This is a genomic window from Vibrio sp. Vb1554, from assembly GCF_033344235.1.
Genome location: NZ_JAWPOJ010000003.1, coordinates 247761 through 265903 on the forward strand (window position 1 = coordinate 247761; position 18143 = coordinate 265903).

At 44.5% G+C, this 18143-nt stretch carries 16 protein-coding genes; 9 read left to right on the forward strand and 7 right to left on the reverse strand.

The annotated features are described in order from the left end of the window. Positions 1-109: 109 nt before the first annotated feature. Positions 110-1741 (reverse strand): ABC transporter ATP-binding protein, encoded by a 1632-nt coding sequence (locus tag R8N28_RS04670; protein WP_065275475.1) that lies wholly within the window; start codon positions 1739-1741, stop codon positions 110-112. 85 nt (positions 1742-1826) lie between these two features. After that, a complete protein-coding gene (locus R8N28_RS04675; protein ID WP_054574915.1) occupies positions 1827-2324 on the reverse strand; it encodes a hypothetical protein in 498 nt (165 codons plus the stop codon). A 187-nt stretch (positions 2325-2511) separates the two neighbouring features. Here R8N28_RS04675 and R8N28_RS04680 point away from each other — a divergent pair, with 187 nt between their 5' ends. From R8N28_RS04680 to R8N28_RS04690, 3 genes are all read left to right on the forward strand, one after another. Beyond that, positions 2512-4872, forward strand: a complete 2361-nt coding sequence (locus R8N28_RS04680) for a Lon protease family protein (protein WP_065275474.1) — start codon at positions 2512-2514, stop codon at positions 4870-4872. Between the two features lie 293 nt (positions 4873-5165). Next, positions 5166-6794 (forward strand): methyl-accepting chemotaxis protein, encoded by a 1629-nt coding sequence (locus R8N28_RS04685; RefSeq protein ID WP_005375120.1) that lies wholly within the window; start codon positions 5166-5168, stop codon positions 6792-6794. Positions 6795-7191: 397 nt separating this feature from the next. Then, positions 7192-8172, forward strand: coding sequence for a porin (locus tag R8N28_RS04690; protein WP_025768571.1), 981 nt, complete (start codon positions 7192-7194; stop codon positions 8170-8172). 124 nt (positions 8173-8296) lie between these two features. Here the strand turns inward: R8N28_RS04690 and R8N28_RS04695 are convergent, their stop codons facing one another. Further along, the gene (locus R8N28_RS04695; protein ID WP_042521645.1) at positions 8297-9043 is read right to left on the reverse strand and encodes a flagellar brake protein; all 747 of its coding nucleotides are present in this window, start codon (positions 9041-9043) and stop codon (positions 8297-8299) included. A gap of 127 nt (positions 9044-9170) precedes the next feature. On the opposite strand from R8N28_RS04695, the gene R8N28_RS04700 reads away from it, so the two are divergent. Together R8N28_RS04700 and R8N28_RS04705 are read left to right on the forward strand one after the other, a co-directional pair. Continuing rightward, a complete protein-coding gene (locus R8N28_RS04700) occupies positions 9171-9446 on the forward strand; it encodes a GNAT family N-acetyltransferase (protein WP_017820514.1) in 276 nt (91 codons plus the stop codon). After that, positions 9443-10420, forward strand: coding sequence for a phosphotransferase (locus R8N28_RS04705; RefSeq protein ID WP_114139541.1), 978 nt, complete (start codon positions 9443-9445; stop codon positions 10418-10420). The genes R8N28_RS04700 and R8N28_RS04705 overlap by 4 nt, the downstream gene beginning before the upstream one ends. A 46-nt stretch (positions 10421-10466) precedes the next feature. On the opposite strand, the gene R8N28_RS04710 is transcribed toward R8N28_RS04705, so the two are convergent. Beyond that, positions 10467-10967 carry a GNAT family N-acetyltransferase gene (locus tag R8N28_RS04710; protein ID WP_017820512.1) on the reverse strand — a complete coding sequence of 167 codons (501 nt, stop codon included), beginning with the start codon at positions 10965-10967 and terminating at the stop codon, positions 10467-10469. Between the two features lie 395 nt (positions 10968-11362). Here R8N28_RS04710 and napG point away from each other — a divergent pair, with 395 nt between their 5' ends. The 4 genes from napG to R8N28_RS04730 all read left to right on the forward strand — a co-directional run bounded on the left by napG (position 11363) and on the right by R8N28_RS04730 (position 14856). Next, complete coding sequence (napG, locus tag R8N28_RS04715) at positions 11363-12133, forward strand: ferredoxin-type protein NapG (protein WP_005383947.1); 771 nt, start codon at positions 11363-11365, stop codon at positions 12131-12133. Then, positions 12133-12987 (forward strand): quinol dehydrogenase ferredoxin subunit NapH, encoded by an 855-nt coding sequence (gene napH, locus R8N28_RS04720; RefSeq protein WP_065275473.1) that lies wholly within the window; start codon positions 12133-12135, stop codon positions 12985-12987. The genes napG and napH overlap by 1 nt, the downstream gene beginning before the upstream one ends. Positions 12988-13186: 199 nt before the next feature. After that, the gene (locus R8N28_RS04725; protein ID WP_262635460.1) at positions 13187-14368 is read left to right on the forward strand and encodes an MFS transporter; all 1182 of its coding nucleotides are present in this window, start codon (positions 13187-13189) and stop codon (positions 14366-14368) included. 206 nt (positions 14369-14574) lie between these two features. Next, entirely contained in the window at positions 14575-14856 is a 282-nt protein-coding gene (locus tag R8N28_RS04730; RefSeq protein WP_025768568.1) for a YrhK family protein, read from the forward strand. Positions 14857-14978: 122 nt separating this feature from the next. Here the strand turns inward: R8N28_RS04730 and R8N28_RS04735 are convergent, their stop codons facing one another. From R8N28_RS04735 to R8N28_RS04745, 3 genes are read right to left on the reverse strand one after another with little or no spacing between them, the layout of a single operon-like run. Next, a complete protein-coding gene (locus R8N28_RS04735) occupies positions 14979-15818 on the reverse strand; it encodes an energy-coupling factor transporter transmembrane component T family protein (RefSeq protein ID WP_065275472.1) in 840 nt (279 codons plus the stop codon). Further along, complete coding sequence (locus tag R8N28_RS04740) at positions 15815-17554, reverse strand: ABC transporter ATP-binding protein (RefSeq protein ID WP_065275471.1); 1740 nt, start codon at positions 17552-17554, stop codon at positions 15815-15817. Before R8N28_RS04740 ends, R8N28_RS04735 begins: the two co-directional genes overlap by 4 nt. A gap of 6 nt (positions 17555-17560) precedes the next feature. Then, the gene (locus R8N28_RS04745; RefSeq protein ID WP_065275470.1) at positions 17561-18109 is read right to left on the reverse strand and encodes an ECF-type riboflavin transporter substrate-binding protein; all 549 of its coding nucleotides are present in this window, start codon (positions 18107-18109) and stop codon (positions 17561-17563) included. Positions 18110-18143: the final 34 nt, after the last annotated feature.

Below are 18143 nucleotides of genomic sequence, written 5' to 3' on the forward strand. Positions count from 1 at the left end.
CCAACCAGTCTCGGCGGCCAAACCGAAAGGCAGCTACGCCATTCTTAAGACAAGATGAATTTATCACCTTTTCTTAATCCTAGTTTATGAATATGAAACTGTGATGAACCTAAGCCGCATTGTGCTGATTTTCACTGTTTTCAAGATCAAATGAGGCATCTATCAGTTTTTTCGTGTAGTCATTTTTAGGGTTTTGGAAAATCTTTTCGGCCGTACCTTGTTCCATGACCTCGCCCTTTTGCATGACTAGAACACGATCAGAGAGTGCTTTAACTACTGATAGATCGTGGCTAATAAACAAGTAGCCAATATTGTGTTTTTTCTGCAAATCTTTCAGAAGGTCAATCACTGTCAGTTGCACCGAGCGGTCTAATGCAGAGGTTGGCTCATCAAGCAGAATAAACGAAGGTTCAAGGATCAGTGCTCGCGCGATAGCAATACGCTGACGCTGGCCTCCTGAAAACTCGTGCGGATAACGGTTGATGGACGCGGGATCTAAGCGGACCTCACGGAGCACGTCGCGCGCTTTCTGCATACGTTCTTTTTTACTCAACATTGGTTGGTGGACAGTTAATCCTTCTGTGATGATCTCGCCGATAGTCATACGAGGAGAAAGCGAACCATAAGGGTCTTGGAATACCATCTGAACGTCTTTTTTCAGCTCAAAACGTTCTTTGTTTGTCAGCAAGGCCATATCTTGGCCTTTATATTCTATTTTGCCAGTTGAGGGCAGTAGACCTATCAAAGCTCGGCCGAGTGTAGACTTACCTGAACCGGACTCCCCAACGATCCCGAGGGTCTCTCCTTGTTTAAGATCAAGAGAAATGCCTTTTACCGCTTCGAAGTACTCATTCTTGCTCGCAATAAAATGCGACTTTACCAAGAATTTGACTCGTATATCGTCGGCCTTTAAAAGCTGTGTAGCACTTTCGCTAATAGGCTCCTTACTGCCTTTAGGAATCGAGTTGATTAGCATACGTGTGTATTCGTGCTTTGGGTCCTCGAAGAGTGTTTGCGTTTCGCCTTCTTCGACGACTTCTCCTTTACACATCACAATGACACGGTCTGCAAAGTGTTTTACGACGCCTAAGTCATGAGTAATAAATAGGATTGCCATGCCCATCTGAGTCTGAATTTCTTTAATCAGGTGCAACACTTCTGCTTGAACCGTGACATCCAACGCTGTTGTAGGTTCGTCGGCGATCAAAATATCGGGCTCGTTAATCAGTGCCATCGCAATCATGATGCGTTGCAATTGACCACCAGAAAATTCGTGTGGGTACTTGTTGTACGCTTTTTCTGGGTTTGGCATATGAACCAATTCAAACAGCTCTAACACCTTTGCTTTTGCTGTTCGTCTGTCGACCGGGCGGTGACACATGATGGCCTCAGCGACTTGGATACCCACCCGCATGTACGGGTTTAGTGAGGTCATCGGCTCTTGAAAAATCATGCCAATGCGATCACCGCGAATACTTTGCATTTCACGCTCTGTTTTATCCAAGATGGAGCTACCCTCAAACATGATGGATGAGCTTTCATGCAAAATAGCGTTGTCTGGCAATAGTTTCATCAGTGCATTGGTTGATACTGACTTGCCAGAGCCAGATTCGCCAACGATGGACAGCGTCTCGCCTGCTTTTAAATCGAAGCTAACATTCTTTACTGCATCGACGATCCCATCGTTTGTCGTAAAGCTGACTGATAGGTTGCTCACCGAAAGAATGGTTTTAGAAGACATCACAGATCCTTGTGGTTGATAAAGCAAATGATACTCAAGCAATGGACAGCATAAATCTAGCTGGCCTCAATGCTTGAGCTTTAGATTAATTATACAGGTGAGAAGGCGAAGATTTTGCCGAACTCATTGCTTGCAAATGTAAGAACTGCTCATGCGCCCGCGTTACGTGCTCGAGTTCTATCATCCATTGAGCATTACGTTGGGCAGAGCAAAATGCCGCCATGTGAGCTAATAAGTCTTCGCTCTGTTGACCAAGTAGGTGACCTACGCGCTCAATCAGTTCATGGCTCTCTAGCTGCAAAAATTGAAATAGCGCGTAAGTTTGATTGAGTATTGAGAACGCATCATGTTGTAAGCCGAGTTTGTTGAGAATCTCTGATTGCGTCACGCTGGCATCTCTAAGCCCCGTAATGAGGCATGCAAACTGGCAAGGTTTAGTTTGTGCATTTTCTAGCGCTAAATGAATGTGGTTGGGTAGATTGTTGAGCACGTCGTCATATAAACGATGAGCTTCTGGCCAATGGCCTTGTTCCATCAGTTGCTCCGCTTTTAAGTAGCGCATCCAGCATTGCTCAATATTCATATCCATCTCCACAACATTTGATTTGTTTAGATATTAAATGAAATTGATTATCAATTGCAAGTGCGTGTTAATATCACTTATGTGTTCATAAAATGTCCAATCAATCTAGGGTGGAAGGTAAATCACTTAAAATTAAGCAAATAATCTCTACACTCAAATAACGAAAATAAGAAAAAAGGAAGTGGATATGGCAATACTAAGATTGGAAGCTAAGCAGCTATATTCTGTAGCAGATCTAGAGAATATGCCATGTAAGTCGACCAAGGAGTTACCTCCAATTGATGAAATCGTGGGCCAAGAGCGCGCGCAAAAAGCGGTCGAGTTTGCGATGTCCATCAAAGAGAAAGGGTATAACATCTACGCCATTGGTCAGAATGGGCTAGGTAAACGCACCATGATCTTGCGCTATCTGAATCGTCACCAACACGATGCAGCAGCCCTGTTTGATTGGTGTTACGTTGCGAACTTTGAGGATACCCGTACACCAAAGGTATTAAAGCTGCCTTGTGGTATCGGAAATAAGCTACGTGTTGATATTGAAGCTTTAATGGGCAAATTATTAAATGCTTTACCCCTAGCATTCGACAATGAAATGTACTTTAGCCGCGCTGAGCGATTAAAAAATCAATTGGCAGCTAAGCAACAAAACGAGCTGGATCGTATTAGTCGAGAGGCAAAAGAAAAGGGCATCAGCCTAACACTGACTACGCAGGGGGATTATCAGTTTGTCGCCATGAACGGTGATGAGCTTCATACGGAAGAGTCTTTTGATGTACTAAGCAAAAAAGAACAAGAGCAATTCAGCGATGCTATTGATGAACTCGAAGTGCGATTGCGCTCGATGGTTCGTGAGCTTACGGAGTGGGAAGAGACATACAGCGATAAAATCAAAAAGCTCAATGATGAAGTGACGCTTGATGTGATTACTCACTTCATCAAAAAACTCAAAGTGGATTACGCGCAATATTCCGAAATCAAAACCTACTTAACTGAGCTGCAAAAAGATATTGTTGAAAACGCAGATATCTTCCTTGACCAAAGTGGCGAGCAAGGCGAAATTGCGACGGCATCCTTGGATAAAAAATTGCCACGTCGTTATAAAGTGAACGTCTTGGTAAGCCGTAAAAGCAGCGACTTTCCTATCGTTGTTGAAGAAAATCCCAACTATCATTCACTCTTCGGGTCGATTGAGACTGCCACTTTCAAGGGAACGGTGTTTACCGACTTCTCGCTGATTCGCGCAGGGAGCTTGCATAAGGCGAATGGCGGCGTTCTATTAATGGATGCTCAGAAAGTACTTGAACAGCCTTACGTTTGGGATGGTTTGAAGCGCGCATTGCGTGCTCGTCAATTGAGTTTTACGTCTCTAGAAAAAGAAGTCACATTGACGGGGGCGGTATCACTCGATCCTGAACCGATTCCGCTTGATATCAAAATCATCTTGTTTGGTGATTACCGAACTTACCAATTACTCCAACATTACGATCCAGAGTTCAGCGAGTTGTTCCGTGTGACGGCAGATTTCGAAGACGAAATGAAACGTACGCCGGAGTCTGAGCTGCATTACGCGCGCTTTATCTCTAGCGTGGTGCATGACAACAATATGCTGCATTGCGATCGCAAAGCCATTGCTCGAATCATCGAATACAGCTCACGTTTGTCTGGCGACCAATCCAAGCTATCTCTACATTCGGCTAATATCGCCAACTTGCTTCGAGAGTCGAACTACGTGGCTCGTCAAGCCAACTCCAACATGATCCGTATTGGGCATGTTGAAGAGGCGCTCAATAACCAAGAAATGCGAGTAAGCCGATTACGCGATAACGTAATGGAAACCTTTATTAACGGCACAACGCTGATTCGCACCGAAGGAGAAGCCGTAGGCCAAGTGAACGCACTTTCGGTATTGAGCACTAGTGACTACATGTTTGGTGCACCGAATCGCATCACAGCGACGACGTGTTACGGTGATGGGGAGGTTATCGATATCGAGCGCAGCGTGGATTTGGGTGGCAGTATTCACTCTAAGGGCGTAATGATTTTGTCTGCCTACTTATCTTCCGTATTTGGTAAAACGGCACGAGTGCCATTAACGACAACCATTACCTTTGAGCAATCTTATGGTGGTGTTGATGGTGATAGTGCCAGCATGGCTGAGTTATGTGCGGTTGTGTCTGCTTTTTCAAAGCAACCAAACCGACAAGACATTGCGATAACAGGATCGATGAATCAATTTGGTCAAGCTCAGCCTATTGGTGGCGTAAACGAAAAGATCGAGGGCTTTTATGATGTGTGTGTAATTAAAGGTCGTCATGACGGGCAGGGGGTCATTATTCCGCGCTCTAATGTTCACAATCTAATGCTTCGTTCCGACATCGTGAAAGCAGTCGAAAAAGGCGAGTTTAATATTTGGGCGATTGACCATGTTACTGAAGCTATCGAATTGTTTACGGGGAAAGTTGCTGGTGAGCCAACCGATGAAGGCTCTTATCCAATCGATACCATTTTTGGCCTTGCTCAAGCTAAGCTCAATTCGTTGAGAAAATAGGCTGAAACCGTCCTAAATGTGAATGTATCTCATCATAAGTGATCATAATTTATCATAACGACAATATCCCGACGCCACTGTCGGGATATTGTCAATAACAGATTGAAAATGGAGAGTTTTTGTACTAGACAAAAGTGTGATCGACCTCTAATATTCGCCACTTGTTTATTCGTCTGGGATTTATCCCGTCGCAAGGAAGCATAGATATTCAAACTGCCGAAAAGTAACGTTGTTATAGGCACTGCTCGAGTTTGTTTGGATATAGACATCACGCATACAACTGAGGCCCTGTCATGCAGTTATCACTGAAAAATTTGTCAGTACGAACGCAAATTTTGGTTCCGGTATTATTTACCGCGATTGTTTTGTTTATTGCTCTTTGGATTACTAAAAACAATCTTCAAGCAGAGCAAGATGTTATTGCTTCCAACCAAGAATCTTTGGTTTTTCACAAAGACACATTGGCGAGTATTGACGACCAAATTTACCCTCTGCGCATAAGCGCGGTTTACGCTATTTACGATGCTTCTCGTCGTGAGAATTTTCTAACCGAATTGAAAGAAGGCTTAAAGCAAGTTGATGCCGATTTAAGCGCAATTGAAGCCCGAAACCTATTCCGTGACGATGCCGTTAAAGTTCGCCAAGCAATTGAATCCTATGTGCGATATTCAGAGCGCTCAGTTGCTTTCTTCAACCAATACGATCAAGGTTTGAAATCGGATAGCGAGTACCGTGCATTTGTCAAAGAGTATCGCAATGTTGGCCGAGAAATGGTCCAACAAATTAACACACTATCAAAGCATGTAAACGAGCAAGCTGAACAATCTACTATCAGAAGTCATCAGCAAAATGAACGTGTGCAAAATAACGCTATGTTGACGGTTTTAGCGGTATTTGCTTTCTCATTGATAGGCGCTTGGTTCCTATCTGGCATGATTGTTACACCAATCCAAAAGCTGCAAGAAGTGATGCGTCAGTTAGCAATGGGTAATCTATCAGTACGTGCAGATGTCGATGGGGACAATGAGATCTCTAAGCTGAGCAAAGATGTAAACCAAACCGCAGAGCAGTTATACAACACTGTGGACCAGTTAACCCGTATTAGTGAGGAAGTTGCATCTGCATCGACCGAATTAGCTGCGGTAATGACGCAAGCGGAAGCGAACGCTCAACAAGAGTTAGCGGAGATCGAGCAAGTTGCATCTGCGGTTAACGAGCTTGCAAGCACTGCGAATAATGTGAGTGATAACGCGACCTCTGCTGACGCAACCGCGCGTGAAGCTGATGGACTTGCTCAATCAGGTTTGGCTATCTTCCAAGAAAGTGCGGAAGCAAGTGCGCAAATGTCTCAAGCATTGAACGATGCAGCGCAAGTTGTTTTGCGTCTAAAAGAGCAATCTGTACAGATCAACGATGTTATTGAAGTGATTCGCGGCGTATCTGAGCAGACCAACTTGCTAGCATTGAATGCTGCGATTGAAGCGGCGCGAGCTGGTGAATCTGGTCGTGGTTTTGCGGTAGTAGCTGATGAAGTACGCATGCTAGCAGCGCGTACTCAAGACTCGACACAAGAGATCCAAACGATCATTGAAGAGCTTCAAGCGCAGTCTGGGCTTGCGAATGACAGTATGCAAGTCAGCCTTGATATGCTTAGCCGCAACAACGAGCTGACGCAACAAGCGAATGAGGCGTTGGTTGGAATTACCGAGTCGGTCGCCAACATCAACGATTCAAACACGCAAGTAGCAACCGCAGCCGAAGAGCAGTCTCAAGTTACTCAAGATATCAATCGCAACGTGGTTAACATGTCGGAGCTTGTAAACCAAAACGTAGCGGGCATCAGCCAGAGTGCAAGTGCGAGTACTGAGCTTTCATTACTTGCAGAGAAGCAGAAAGAGCAATTAAGTTTCTTTAAGCTTTAATTCATCATCTACTTATCAAATCTCTAAATCCCTGAGTGAATGCTCAGGGATTTTTTTGTTTGTAATAATCGGATTTATTATCAATAAGTCTATCTAAAACAGTTAGTTAACAAGATTTTTTTGCGGGCAATGTCACGTTTTGTGATATTGTTTTTACATTTTTTTCGTCAATTTTTTTTTGACGCGAACATTTTTTTTAACTCAACCGATAACTTGATGGTTGAGAGGTATTCATATCGTCATTTTAAGTGGTGTTTTCTTCTATAAGCGCTGTTTATTCAACACGTTGCGTGAAAAATAACAGCTGCTACTATGCCGCCAGTTTTCTCGTTGGTACAGAAAAGTCCTGTTTTTCTGGTGAGAAAACACATATAAAACAATGATATGGAAAATAACAATGAAATTAAAAACTTTAGCTGTAGCAGTGGCGCTAATGGCATCAGGATCTCAAGTTGTCGCTTCAGAACTATACAACCAAGATGGCACTTCTCTTGAGATGGGCGGTCGCGCTGAAGCGCGTCTTTCTATGATGGATGGTAAGGCAGAAGACCGTACTCGCATCCGTCTTAACTTCCTAGGCAAACAGGAAATCAATGAAAACCTATACGGCGTTGGTTTTTGGGAAGGTGAGTTTGTAACTAAAACTTATGATGTATTTGATTCTAAAGGTAACAAAGTTGGTGAGACAGATAGTCTTGAAACTCGTTACGCTTATGCGGGTCTGGGTGGCAAATACGGTGAAGTAACTTACGGTAAAAACGACGGCGCACTAGTGGTTCTTACTGACTTTACTGACATTATGGCTTACCACGGTAACACAGCAGCACTTAAACTGCCTGTTTCTGACCGTACAGATAACATGCTGTCTTACAAAGGCCAATTCGAGCAACTAGCTGTACGCGCTAGCTACCGTTTTGCTGATCGCACAACAGATGCACAAGGTTTTACAGACAACGAGGAAGATGGCTTCTCTCTATCTGGTGTTTACGCGTTTGCTAACACTGGTTTTGAACTAGGTGCTGGTTACGCAGATCAAAACGACAGCGATGAGTTCATGCTGGTAGCTGCATACTCTGTAGGTGACTTCTACTTCGCTGGTAACTACACTGGCGCGGATATGGATGTTGCAGGTAAGACTTTTGATTACAAAGGCTACGAACTAGCCGCTGCTTACACTATGGGTCAAACTGTATTCACTTCTACGTTCAACAAAGGTGAACTAGAAGACGCAGATACTGTAGAAAACCTAGCTGTTGATGTAACTTACTACTTCAAGCCTAACTTCCGTGGCTACGCATCATACAACTTCGATCTAATGGATAACGAAGGCGCGGCTGAAAAAGATGAGCTAGCGCTAGGTCTACGTTACGACTTCTAAGTCATGACTCTTATCTAAGATACTGCCTTATTCTTAGTAAATAAAAACCCCTTACTGAAAAGTAAGGGGTTTCTTGTTTTCTAGCACTTCAAAGCTTCTTGATAAGCGATAGGGGTTATCAAATCTATCTTTTTAGTGTGAGCTTAGTCCCATCAAATTTGAGGTGACTGAGGAGGTTTTTAGCGTTGTTTTTACCAACCTCATCAAACTCCATTCCGTAGCGAGCATAATGCGTTGATTTTTGTAAATTACAAATACGACCTCGCAACGGCGCTAGCATACGACTTTCTCCGGGCATCGTTAGATCCAATGAAACGTGGTCACCAACCTGAAGTGGTCGGCTCATTGGTGATGTTACAAAACGACAGCCACTACGAGATAAATCTCTTATTTCGCATTCAGTTCGATAGGCTTCTAAACAAACACGCGCTCTCAAATTTACTTCGTAACGCACTTCTTTGCGAAGCTGAAAGACCTGCATAGTGTTGGGTAGGTCTAGCACCAAAATTGGGTACGGATCGCCTAGTCGATGCTGTAATTGGGCCCGAAATGGGATAACGGCCCCTTCACCTCGATGAGAGTAGGCTTTTACATTGATCCAAAAGCCTTCTTGAAAATAGAACTTCAAGTCTTCATCGGAGATGTTCGGAACCTCTATCAATGCAGTATTATTTGAGTGACAGCCAACAAATGTGCTGGTTGTAATAAACTTTGTACCAACGGGGGTGGTGACGTTTAAGCTCACTTCACTGCCATGTTCGACCATTGCCATTGCATCGGTGCTATTTAATGTACTTGCCTGACGTTCTGGTGCCTTCTTGCTTTGCAGAGGTAGCTTGCCGTCTCTGGCAATTGGGCTCATATTTCTCATTATAATTGTCGTACCTGATGTAAGAACGTAATCGCGTGAGGCGAAGCAGCACTCTCGCATGGTATCGATTTTATTCAGTGATATAGTTTGATTCAATCAATCTGTAACAAAAATTAGAGAGCAAGATATGCATAAAGTAACTCATGAGACCACGAATAGTACATTCTGGGTTGATTTAGAGCAGGGTTATAAAGCCAAGGTGATTTATCAGCTTAAGGGTAATGTCATGCACATTACATCAACGGTTGTTCCTGAAGCACTGCGAGGTAAGGGGTACGGAAAAGTGATGATGGAAGCGGTGTTGCCAGAAATTGAGTCACTCGGTTATCAAATCAAACCAGTTTGCCCATATGTTATTCACTATATGGAGAAGAACCAAACGTGGTCACATCTGATCGCATGATGAGTAACAACCACCAATGCTACCAAAATATTGGCCAGGAACTCAATCTCGGTAATTACCGCTCTGTAGAAGTCATACAATCGCTATGGGGAGGCTATGGGGAGTTAGTCCGAGTTACTTATTCTACTCGTTCGGTGATCATTAAGCATGTAAAACTCCCTAAGCCTTCAGAGCATCCTAGAGGCTGGAATACGGACCGTTCTCATCAAAGAAAGTTGCACTCTTATCAGGTGGAAGTGAATTGGTATGAGTATTTTTCCGGAGGGGTGGATACTCGCTGCCGAGTACCGCAAGGTCTAAAAACGTTCCAATCGGAGAATGAATGGCTCATTGTGATGGAAGATCTCGCCGAGGTGGGCTTTCCAAAAGTCATCACAGATGCACAGCTAAAGCATCTACAAGCCTGCCTCACTTGGTTGGCGAACTTTCATGCGCGATACATCGATGTTCGTTCTGATAAGTTGTGGCATATCGGTACATACTGGCACTTAGCAACCAGACCCGACGAGCTTGAAGCATTGCAAGACACTGAGCTACAAAATGCGGCTCAATTGATTGATCAAACGCTTTCGCAAGCTAAGTTTAAAACACTAGTACACGGTGATGCCAAATTGGCGAACTTCTGTTTTGATGAAGAAGAATCAAACGTTGCTGCGGTTGACTTTCAATACGTTGGATGTGGGTGTGCCATGAAAGATGTGGCACTGTTTATGAGTAGTGCCGTTAAGCCAGAACGTTGTGCAGAGATGGAAGTTTGGGTTTTGGATACGTATTTTGCTCAGTTGCAACACGCGCTAATGGGCTATCAACCGAATCTTGACCCTAATGAAGTCGAGCGTGAATGGCGTCCTTTGTTTGCTGTGGCTTGGGCAGACTTTCAGCGCTTTGTGAAAGGTTGGAGTTCCGACCACTGGAAGATCAATCCCTACACAGAAGCATTGACTCGCAGAGCGTTGGCTTACTTACGAAAGTGAGTCGAAGTTTAAAAAGAAAAGCCTCCAATTAGTAGGAGGCTTTGTTTTATCTTTGGCCTGGTCTGATGCGCGCCATGTAATAGGTATTGATGAATTCACCATCACGGAAGGAACCGTCAATCGCCTCACCTTCAATTTGAAATCCATGCTTTTTATAAAGCCCAATGGCGGCGTCGTTATCGGCATTGACCTCTATCTGAATTCTTCTCACATTTAACCAGTTATCTGCTAGTTCAGTGACTGTTTCTATCAATTTGCTACCAATACCGAGTCCATGGAAACTATCATGTACTCCGATGCCAAACGATGCCGTGTGCATCGTTCTTGGACGTAGAGAGTGGTGAAAGCCAATATTTCCGACGACTTTACCATCAATTTCAGCGACATAGCTATAAACACCATCAGGTATGTTTGACAATCTTTCCACCCACATCGCGAGCGAAGGCTTTGGGAGTTGCAGGGTTTCACGTTGTGCTTTTGGTTGTGAATAGATTTCTACGAGTGCCGCTGCGTCTTCGACGGTCGTTGGACGTACGATAATTTCCATGCCTCTCTCCTTCGCTTTTTAGTTTTAATTTTTAATCTAACCACAGTTTTCTTATTTGGATAGTGTTTTTTTATGTTTAATGGATAAATGCCTTTTAAATTAGCTTGTTATGATGTCATTTTTTGAATTTTTAGTAGTGATTTATCATCGAATTGAGCGAGTAGATTGCAAAGGTGTTGAATTATTGTACTGAGAATGGCGCGTACTGCAGAGTATCGTGGTGAATTTCATGTCGCAGTAAATAAACGCATTTAGTCAAACTGTGACGACGGCACTGTGCGTCAGTTGACTTGAATCAATAGAGGATGGGGTTACCTCCTATGAGGTATAGGGAAACGACACGTTTAGGGCTATTTATGCTTAACTTGATAAGGGAGTTTTGTTGAGGAAATAGCATGAAATCCTCTCAGTCTAAAATATCGCAAAGTCGGCGCCGATTTTTGCGTGATACAGCTCGAACTGCGGCTGGTGTTGGCGCAGCTGCGTGTGTATTGGGCTTACAATCGCTACAAAGCCAAGCTCGAGAAACCAAAGGTGTGCCTATTCGTCCGCCTGGTGCACTGCCGGAAGGCGATTTCGAATCAGCTTGTATTCGATGTGGCTTGTGTGTTCAGGCATGTCCTTACGATACCTTGAAACTTGCGACATTACTTTCACCCGTCGCGACTGGCTCACCTTACTTTACTGCACGCGATATTCCCTGCGAAATGTGCGAAGACATTCCTTGTGTTGTCGCTTGTCCGAGTGGGGCGCTGGATCCGAAACTAACCGATATTGATGATGCTCGAATGGGTACAGCGGTTCTTATTGACCATGAAACTTGCCTTAACTGGCAAGGGTTACGATGCGACGTTTGTTATCGCGTTTGTCCGCTGATTGATGAAGCCATCACATTAGAGATGGTTCACAACGACCGAACCGGTTATCACGCCAAACTTATCCCAACAGTGAATTCCGAAGTGTGTACCGGATGCGGTAAGTGTGAACAAGCGTGCGTGTTGGATGTCGCTGCTATTAAAGTCGTCCCGACGGATTTGGCGAAAGGCAAAGTGGGCAGCCACTACAATTTTGGTTGGAAAGAGATCGACAAACCACTCGAAAATATCCTTCCTAGTGAGACGCCTGTGCCGGAAGGTGCGCTTGAATCGCTAAAAGGAGGTAAGTAATGGCAAAGAATTTAGCTCAAAATGCTGGCAAAGAAGCGCTTGAAAAGCTTGGTTGGTGGCGCGCGCATCGGTTTTTGATTTTACGTCGGCTATGTCAGTTCACCATCATTGCGCTGTTTATGGCTGGGCCGACGTTGGGAATTCTAACTGGTAATCTGTCATCAAGTATGTTGCTCGATACCGTGCCGTTAAGTGACCCGTTAATTGTGCTTCAAGCTTTGGCGACAGGGCATGTTCCGGAGTTTAATGCGTTGTTAGGCGTAGTGATTGTCGTTGCGTTTTACGCGATTTTGGCGCCGCGCGCATTTTGTGCTTGGGTGTGCCCGTTGAACATCGTTACAGACTTGGCGGCGTGGCTGCGTCGAAAGCTCAACATTAAAGCGAGCTATCGTTGGTCTCCCGTGATTCGTTATTGGCTGATCCCTGTTTTGATGTTGGGCAGTGCGCTGTCTGGCGCAATTCTTTGGACATGGTTAGATCCGGTGGCGGCACTGCATCGCGGGTTGGTGTTTGGTATGGGCGCAGGTTGGGTGTTGATCGCCCTAGTGTTCGTGTTGGATTTACTCTTGGTTGAGCATGGGTGGTGTGGGCACTTATGTCCACTGGGGGCTACCTATGGCGTGATAGGCCGAAAAAGCCTGTTGCGCGTTACTGCTGTTCGGCGCGAAGATTGCACCAAATGCATGGATTGCTTTTACGTTTGCCCAGAACCAGAAGTGCTTCGGCAGCCTTTGAAAGAGGGAGATCGTCGAGTTATGGATCAAAACTGCATTAGCTGTGGTCGTTGTTTGGATGTATGTCCAGAACATGTGTTTGAATTTAAAAATCGCCTATCAGTAAAAGTCATTGATTAAGCCACTGAGCACATTTACTCATGCTTTATTTCTCTTGATACTTGAACATCGCGCTTAGCCAAGGAGTTAAGCGCGATGTTTATCTTCATAACAATATCCCTCAGCCATATCTGCTTGCTCTGGGCTGAAAATAATAATGATATTGCGAATTTGTTACATTTAAAGCTATGATGATGCCTTCATATTTAAAGGAAACATCATGACTGCCTCATCGCACGGCTGGAGAACGCCGCAAAATTTCCTCCTGTTAATTTCCATTATCGTGCCCATTGCTTTTTCTACCTGGATGGCGTTGTTGAACAACTTTGTTATCGAGAAAGCAAACTTTGATGGTGCCGACATAGGCCTATTGCAAAGTGTGCGCGAAATTCCGGGTTTTTTGGCCTTTACCGCCGTGTTTGTATTGCTGTTTATCCGAGAGCAACGCTTTATGCTCGTCTCTTTGGCGATGCTTACGCTTGGTACGGCATTAACAGGTTATTTTCCCACTTTGTACGGTCTACTTTTTACAACCTTGTTAATGTCCACCGGCTTCCATTACTTTGAAACACTCAAGCAGTCTTTGTCTTTACAATGGCTATCTAAAGAAGAAGCGCCAGAAATGCTGGGTAAGTTTATTTCTGTTGGAGCTTTGGCTTCTCTGTTTACCTACGGCGCCATTTGGGTTTCGCTCGAACAGCTCAAACTTGATTTTAAAACGGTCTATTTAATGGCTGGTGGTTTAGGTTTTGTGCTCATTTTGGTGATGGCATTTGCCTTCCCACAATTTAAGACAAAAGTGCCTCAGAACAAGAAGCTCATCCTGCGTAAACGTTACTGGTTATACTATGCGCTTACGTTTATGAGTGGAGCACGCCGTCAAATTTTTACGGTGTTCGCTGGTTTCTTGATGGTAGAAAAGTTTGGTTACTCCGCCGCAGATATTACGTTGCTGTTCCTGATTAACTATGTCTTTAACTTCTTGTTTGCGAAGCGAATAGGCCGTTTTATCGGCGTTGTAGGTGAGCGCAAAGCGTTGATGTTTGAATACGTCGGTTTGATCTTCGTGTTCGTCGGGTACGGTTTGGTGCAAACGGCAGAGTGGGCGGCAGCATTGTATGTTGTCGATCATTTATTTTTCGCGTTAGCGCTTGCGATTAAAACCTACTTCCAGAAAATTGCCGATCCTGCCGATATGGCGTCGACCGCAGGCGTTGCGTTTACGATTAACCATATTGCTGCAGTTGTAATACCTGTTACGTTTGGTGTCATTTGGCTTGTTTCACCTGCGAGCGTATTTTACATCGGCGCTGGTATGGCAGCAGTGAGCTTGCTGTTGTCACTCAATATTCCAGCGAAGCCGGAAGAAGGCAACGAAACTCGCTTGTTGAAGTGGAGTTAAGTTGGCACTCACTATCTAATCATTAAAGCGAATACCTGTAATTAGACTCGCTAAAAAGGGTGCTTATGCGCCCTTTTCTTTTTATTGCAAATAGATAATCCCTCCAATGGTTGTCAATGCATGCCACGTCCGTTAGGGTTTAGAACTAAGTATTTCGAAATAACTTGGGCATAACTGACGCGAAACAATAAGAGGGGAGCTATACAGTGCAGATACATGGCAGAGAGTTGGATTTAGATCTAGGAAGCCGTCACATCGTTATTCAGCGCCGCTATGAGGCGTTAGGTGCTGCAAACGACCTACTCATTGCTATTTGGTTTTTAATTGGTAGCTTTTTCTTTTTGAATGATTCGTTGATTGAAAGTGGTACTTGGCTTTTCATTGTAGGCAGTGCGCAGTTGATCATTAAGCCCCTGATAAAACTGATGAGTTTAGTTCATGTTGGTCGTTTGAATAAGCAACTTTCTGGCACATCAGCGAGCCGCTGAAATTACCGCTTCTTTTGAATACTTGCAAGCAAGAAGCCAACAGGCGAGTTATCGAGGGGAAAGCGGGAAGATAACGTGGTTACAACACTAACCACGTTATGTTCAGTTTGAAGCTTCAGAATTTAAAACGGATACCAGAACAGTTGTGTGTCCATCACACGCTTGCTGATCGCAGCAATCACTATCACCGCAATTACCGCCATGCAGATCATATCGGCTTTGGTCAGTGGTTTTAAGCTGTACCAAGTGCGAGAGGAGTGGCGGCCAAAACCACGTAGCGTCATCGCGTTTGAGATTTGATCGGCTCTGTCCAAACTAGAGAAAATCAGAGGGCCAAGAATCTTCGCCACGTTCTTCATACGAGTGAGCAACGGAGCCTTCTTACTCAGTTCTACTCCGCGTGCTTGTTGCGCGTGCATGATGTTAACAAAGTCCTTTTTCACTTCCGGCAAGTAGCGCAGCGTTAAGCTCACAGCATAGGCGATTTTGTAAGGCACACCTAAACGGTTCAAGCTGGCTGAAAACTCTGTCGGATGAGTGGTAAATACAAACACCAACGCGATTGGGAACATGCTGAAGTACTTCAACGTCACCGTTACTAGGTAAAACAATGTCTCTTGAGTGAGCGAGTAATTACCGGGTAACGAGAGTAAAACCGTTGATGAGCCCATGAACTCAGTACCTTGTTGCGGCGCTAACGCGAACATAAACAGGGCATTGATCAGTAATACCGTGCCTGTACCGAATAACAGCGGTTTGTAGACATGAAAGGGCACTTTGGTCATTTTCAGTAAGCCTAAACCAAGCACGATCAACAGCGCGATGATTCGCAAGTCAAATGTGGTCAACACCACCGTTACCCAAGCAATGAAAAGCAAGAACTTAGTAATGCCATTCAACTTATGAAGTGGTGATTGGGTATCGATGTAGTTGATACCAAACTTCATCTTATTGTCTTTCATGCCACCGCTTTCTCTAGTTGGTTTACGTCGTCGCTTTTTTGTTGGCGGTGCGCTTTTTCTACATTGATAAAGTGCTGCATAAAGCCATTGGTGTCTTCGATGCCAACTTTCGTAGCCAACTCAAACAGACTTGTTGTGGTGAGGTTTGCTTGGTCTAGTAGCTCTGGACTGCTGAATACCTGCGTCATTGGTGCATCCGCGACTAATTTACTGTCTGCAATCACGATAGAGCGCGAGGTGTATTCCAACACTAAATGCATGTCATGAGAGATGATCATTACGGTTACGCCCAACTCGCGATTGAGCTTTTCGATGAAACTCAGCATAGACGTGTAGTTTCGATAGTCCTGACCTGCCGTCGGTTCATCAAGGATCAGAAGCTCTGGTTCCAAGACCAAAATTGACGCAATGGTTACGCGCTTTTTCTGGCCATAACTCAATGCTTCGATTGGCCAGTGACGGTATTTGCTCAAACCGCACAGCTCTAGGACTTCAAGTACTTTAGCGTCTATTTGTTTCTCTTCAACGCCACGATTACGGAGGCCGAAGGCCACTTCGTCGAAAATCATGTGATGGGAAATCATGTGATTCGGGTTTTGCATCACCACACCCACTTTCTGGCTACGCTCGAAGATGGTCAGTTCGTTAAGAGCTTGACCATTCATGCTCATTGAGCCGCTATCCGCTTCAATAACGCCCATAATCAGTTTGGTGATGGTCGATTTACCCGAGCCATTTTTGCCAAGTACAGAGACAAACTCGCCACGCTTGATGTCAAAACTCACGTCTTCTAACGCATTTTTCTCACCGTCGTAAGAATAGGTGAGGCCACGGACTTCAAGCAAAGTCTCGGCTGGCGTTTTGGGCGGTTGTGCTGTTGAACCATCAAACCATGCTTGTACTGCCGGTTTATATTGCTCCAACGGTAAGGTAGTTAAGCTAGAAGGTTTTGCATCGCCCTCAATCGCGCAGCCTGCTTCTTTCAGTGCTGAAATATAAAGCGGTTCGCGGATGCCGTAATCTTCTAGCAGAGGCGACGCTAAAATTTCATCTGGCGTTGTATCGGCAATGATTTTGCCGTTTTCCATCAAGATAATACGGTCAACTGAGCAATGCAGAACGTCTTCAAGACGATGCTCAATGATTACGATGGTTTTGCCCGTTTCGCGGTGTAGATCATCGATGATCTCGATGGTTTTTTTACCCGTTTTAGGGTCAAGCGCAGCTAGTGGTTCATCAAACAAAAGGATATCGACGTCATCGACGAGAATGCCCGCCAAAGAAACACGCTGTTTCTGGCCGCCTGATAAATCGTGGGGTGAGCGTTCTAGCATCTGTTCCAAGTCGACCATTTTGGCCGTGGCTTTGACCAATGGGTACATGTCGATATTTGAAGTTAGCTGGTTTTCCAGCGCAAATGCAATGTCTTCGCCAATGCTCAAGCCGACAAATTGGCTGTCCGTATCTTGCAGTACGGTGCCAACTTGCTCAGTGTATTGGTGCATGTCGAAAGGGGCGGTGTCTTGACCATTGATGGTCAATGTTCCACTGGTTTCCCCTTTTATTGCGTGTGGGATCAGTCCGTTAAGACATTGCCCAAGGGTAGATTTACCACTACCACTTGGACCGATAATGACGATTTTCTCTCCTTTCTCTATCCTTAGATTGATATTTTTTAGCGTCGGTTTGTCCAGCGACTCATATCTAAAAGAGAAGTTAGAAAATTCGATTGTCATTCGACATTAAGCCTCTGTTAAGTTACGGCTTTGCTTGTTACGTTTAGCGACAGACTTAAGAATGAAGAAGCCAACAATAGCAATAAGAATGGTGTTACCGATCGCGATAATAGAAAGCTGGGTAAACACTTTAGTGAACGGTTCTGCGTATAAAATCGTGTCGAGGAATGCAGAGCAACCGTAACCAAATACGTTGCCTAATAGCGCAAGTACTACGAATAACGCGAAGTCTTTCATATTGAACTCACCTTTCTCCAAACGGTAGCGCGTTAGAGAAGGGAATAGACCGATAATCAAACCAACAATACCTGAACCAAGTACCCAAGTGAGCCATACGCCCCAACCTGCAAATAGGTCAGTAACCCAGTGACCAATAAAACCAACCAAGAAGCCAACAAGTGGTCCAAATAGTACTGAGAACAATGCTAATACTGCCATTGCTGGTTTTAGCGTTGTGTTTGCAAACACAGGGATGCCAAACATAGGTAAGCCGCCGATACCGTAAAGAGCAGCACCGATTGCAATAACCACAACAGTTTTAGCGGAAAGATTCATAGATAACCTCAGTTCAATAGTCGATTTTAAAGAA

Excerpts from the sequence above, each read along its gene's own strand:
- R8N28_RS04670 (WP_065275475.1), bottom strand. The coding sequence starts at position 1,741 with ATGTCTTCTAAAACCATTCTTTCGGTGAGCAACCTATCAGTCAGCTTT.
- R8N28_RS04675 (WP_054574915.1), bottom strand. The coding sequence starts at position 2,324 with ATGAATATTGAGCAATGCTGGATGCGCTACTTAAAAGCGGAGCAACTG.
- R8N28_RS04680 (WP_065275474.1), top strand. The coding sequence starts at position 2,512 with ATGGCAATACTAAGATTGGAAGCTAAGCAGCTATATTCTGTAGCAGAT.
- R8N28_RS04685 (WP_005375120.1), top strand. The coding sequence starts at position 5,166 with ATGCAGTTATCACTGAAAAATTTGTCAGTACGAACGCAAATTTTGGTT.
- R8N28_RS04690 (WP_025768571.1), top strand. The coding sequence starts at position 7,192 with ATGAAATTAAAAACTTTAGCTGTAGCAGTGGCGCTAATGGCATCAGGA.
- R8N28_RS04695 (WP_042521645.1), bottom strand. The coding sequence starts at position 9,043 with ATGAGAAATATGAGCCCAATTGCCAGAGACGGCAAGCTACCTCTGCAA.
- R8N28_RS04700 (WP_017820514.1), top strand. The coding sequence starts at position 9,171 with ATGCATAAAGTAACTCATGAGACCACGAATAGTACATTCTGGGTTGAT.
- R8N28_RS04705 (WP_114139541.1), top strand. The coding sequence starts at position 9,443 with ATGATGAGTAACAACCACCAATGCTACCAAAATATTGGCCAGGAACTC.
- R8N28_RS04710 (WP_017820512.1), bottom strand. The coding sequence starts at position 10,967 with ATGGAAATTATCGTACGTCCAACGACCGTCGAAGACGCAGCGGCACTC.
- napG (WP_005383947.1), top strand. The coding sequence starts at position 11,363 with ATGAAATCCTCTCAGTCTAAAATATCGCAAAGTCGGCGCCGATTTTTG.
- napH (WP_065275473.1), top strand. The coding sequence starts at position 12,133 with ATGGCAAAGAATTTAGCTCAAAATGCTGGCAAAGAAGCGCTTGAAAAG.
- R8N28_RS04725 (WP_262635460.1), top strand. The coding sequence starts at position 13,187 with ATGACTGCCTCATCGCACGGCTGGAGAACGCCGCAAAATTTCCTCCTG.
- R8N28_RS04735 (WP_065275472.1), bottom strand. The coding sequence starts at position 15,818 with ATGAAAGACAATAAGATGAAGTTTGGTATCAACTACATCGATACCCAA.
- R8N28_RS04740 (WP_065275471.1), bottom strand. The coding sequence starts at position 17,554 with ATGACAATCGAATTTTCTAACTTCTCTTTTAGATATGAGTCGCTGGAC.
- R8N28_RS04745 (WP_065275470.1), bottom strand. The coding sequence starts at position 18,109 with ATGAATCTTTCCGCTAAAACTGTTGTGGTTATTGCAATCGGTGCTGCT.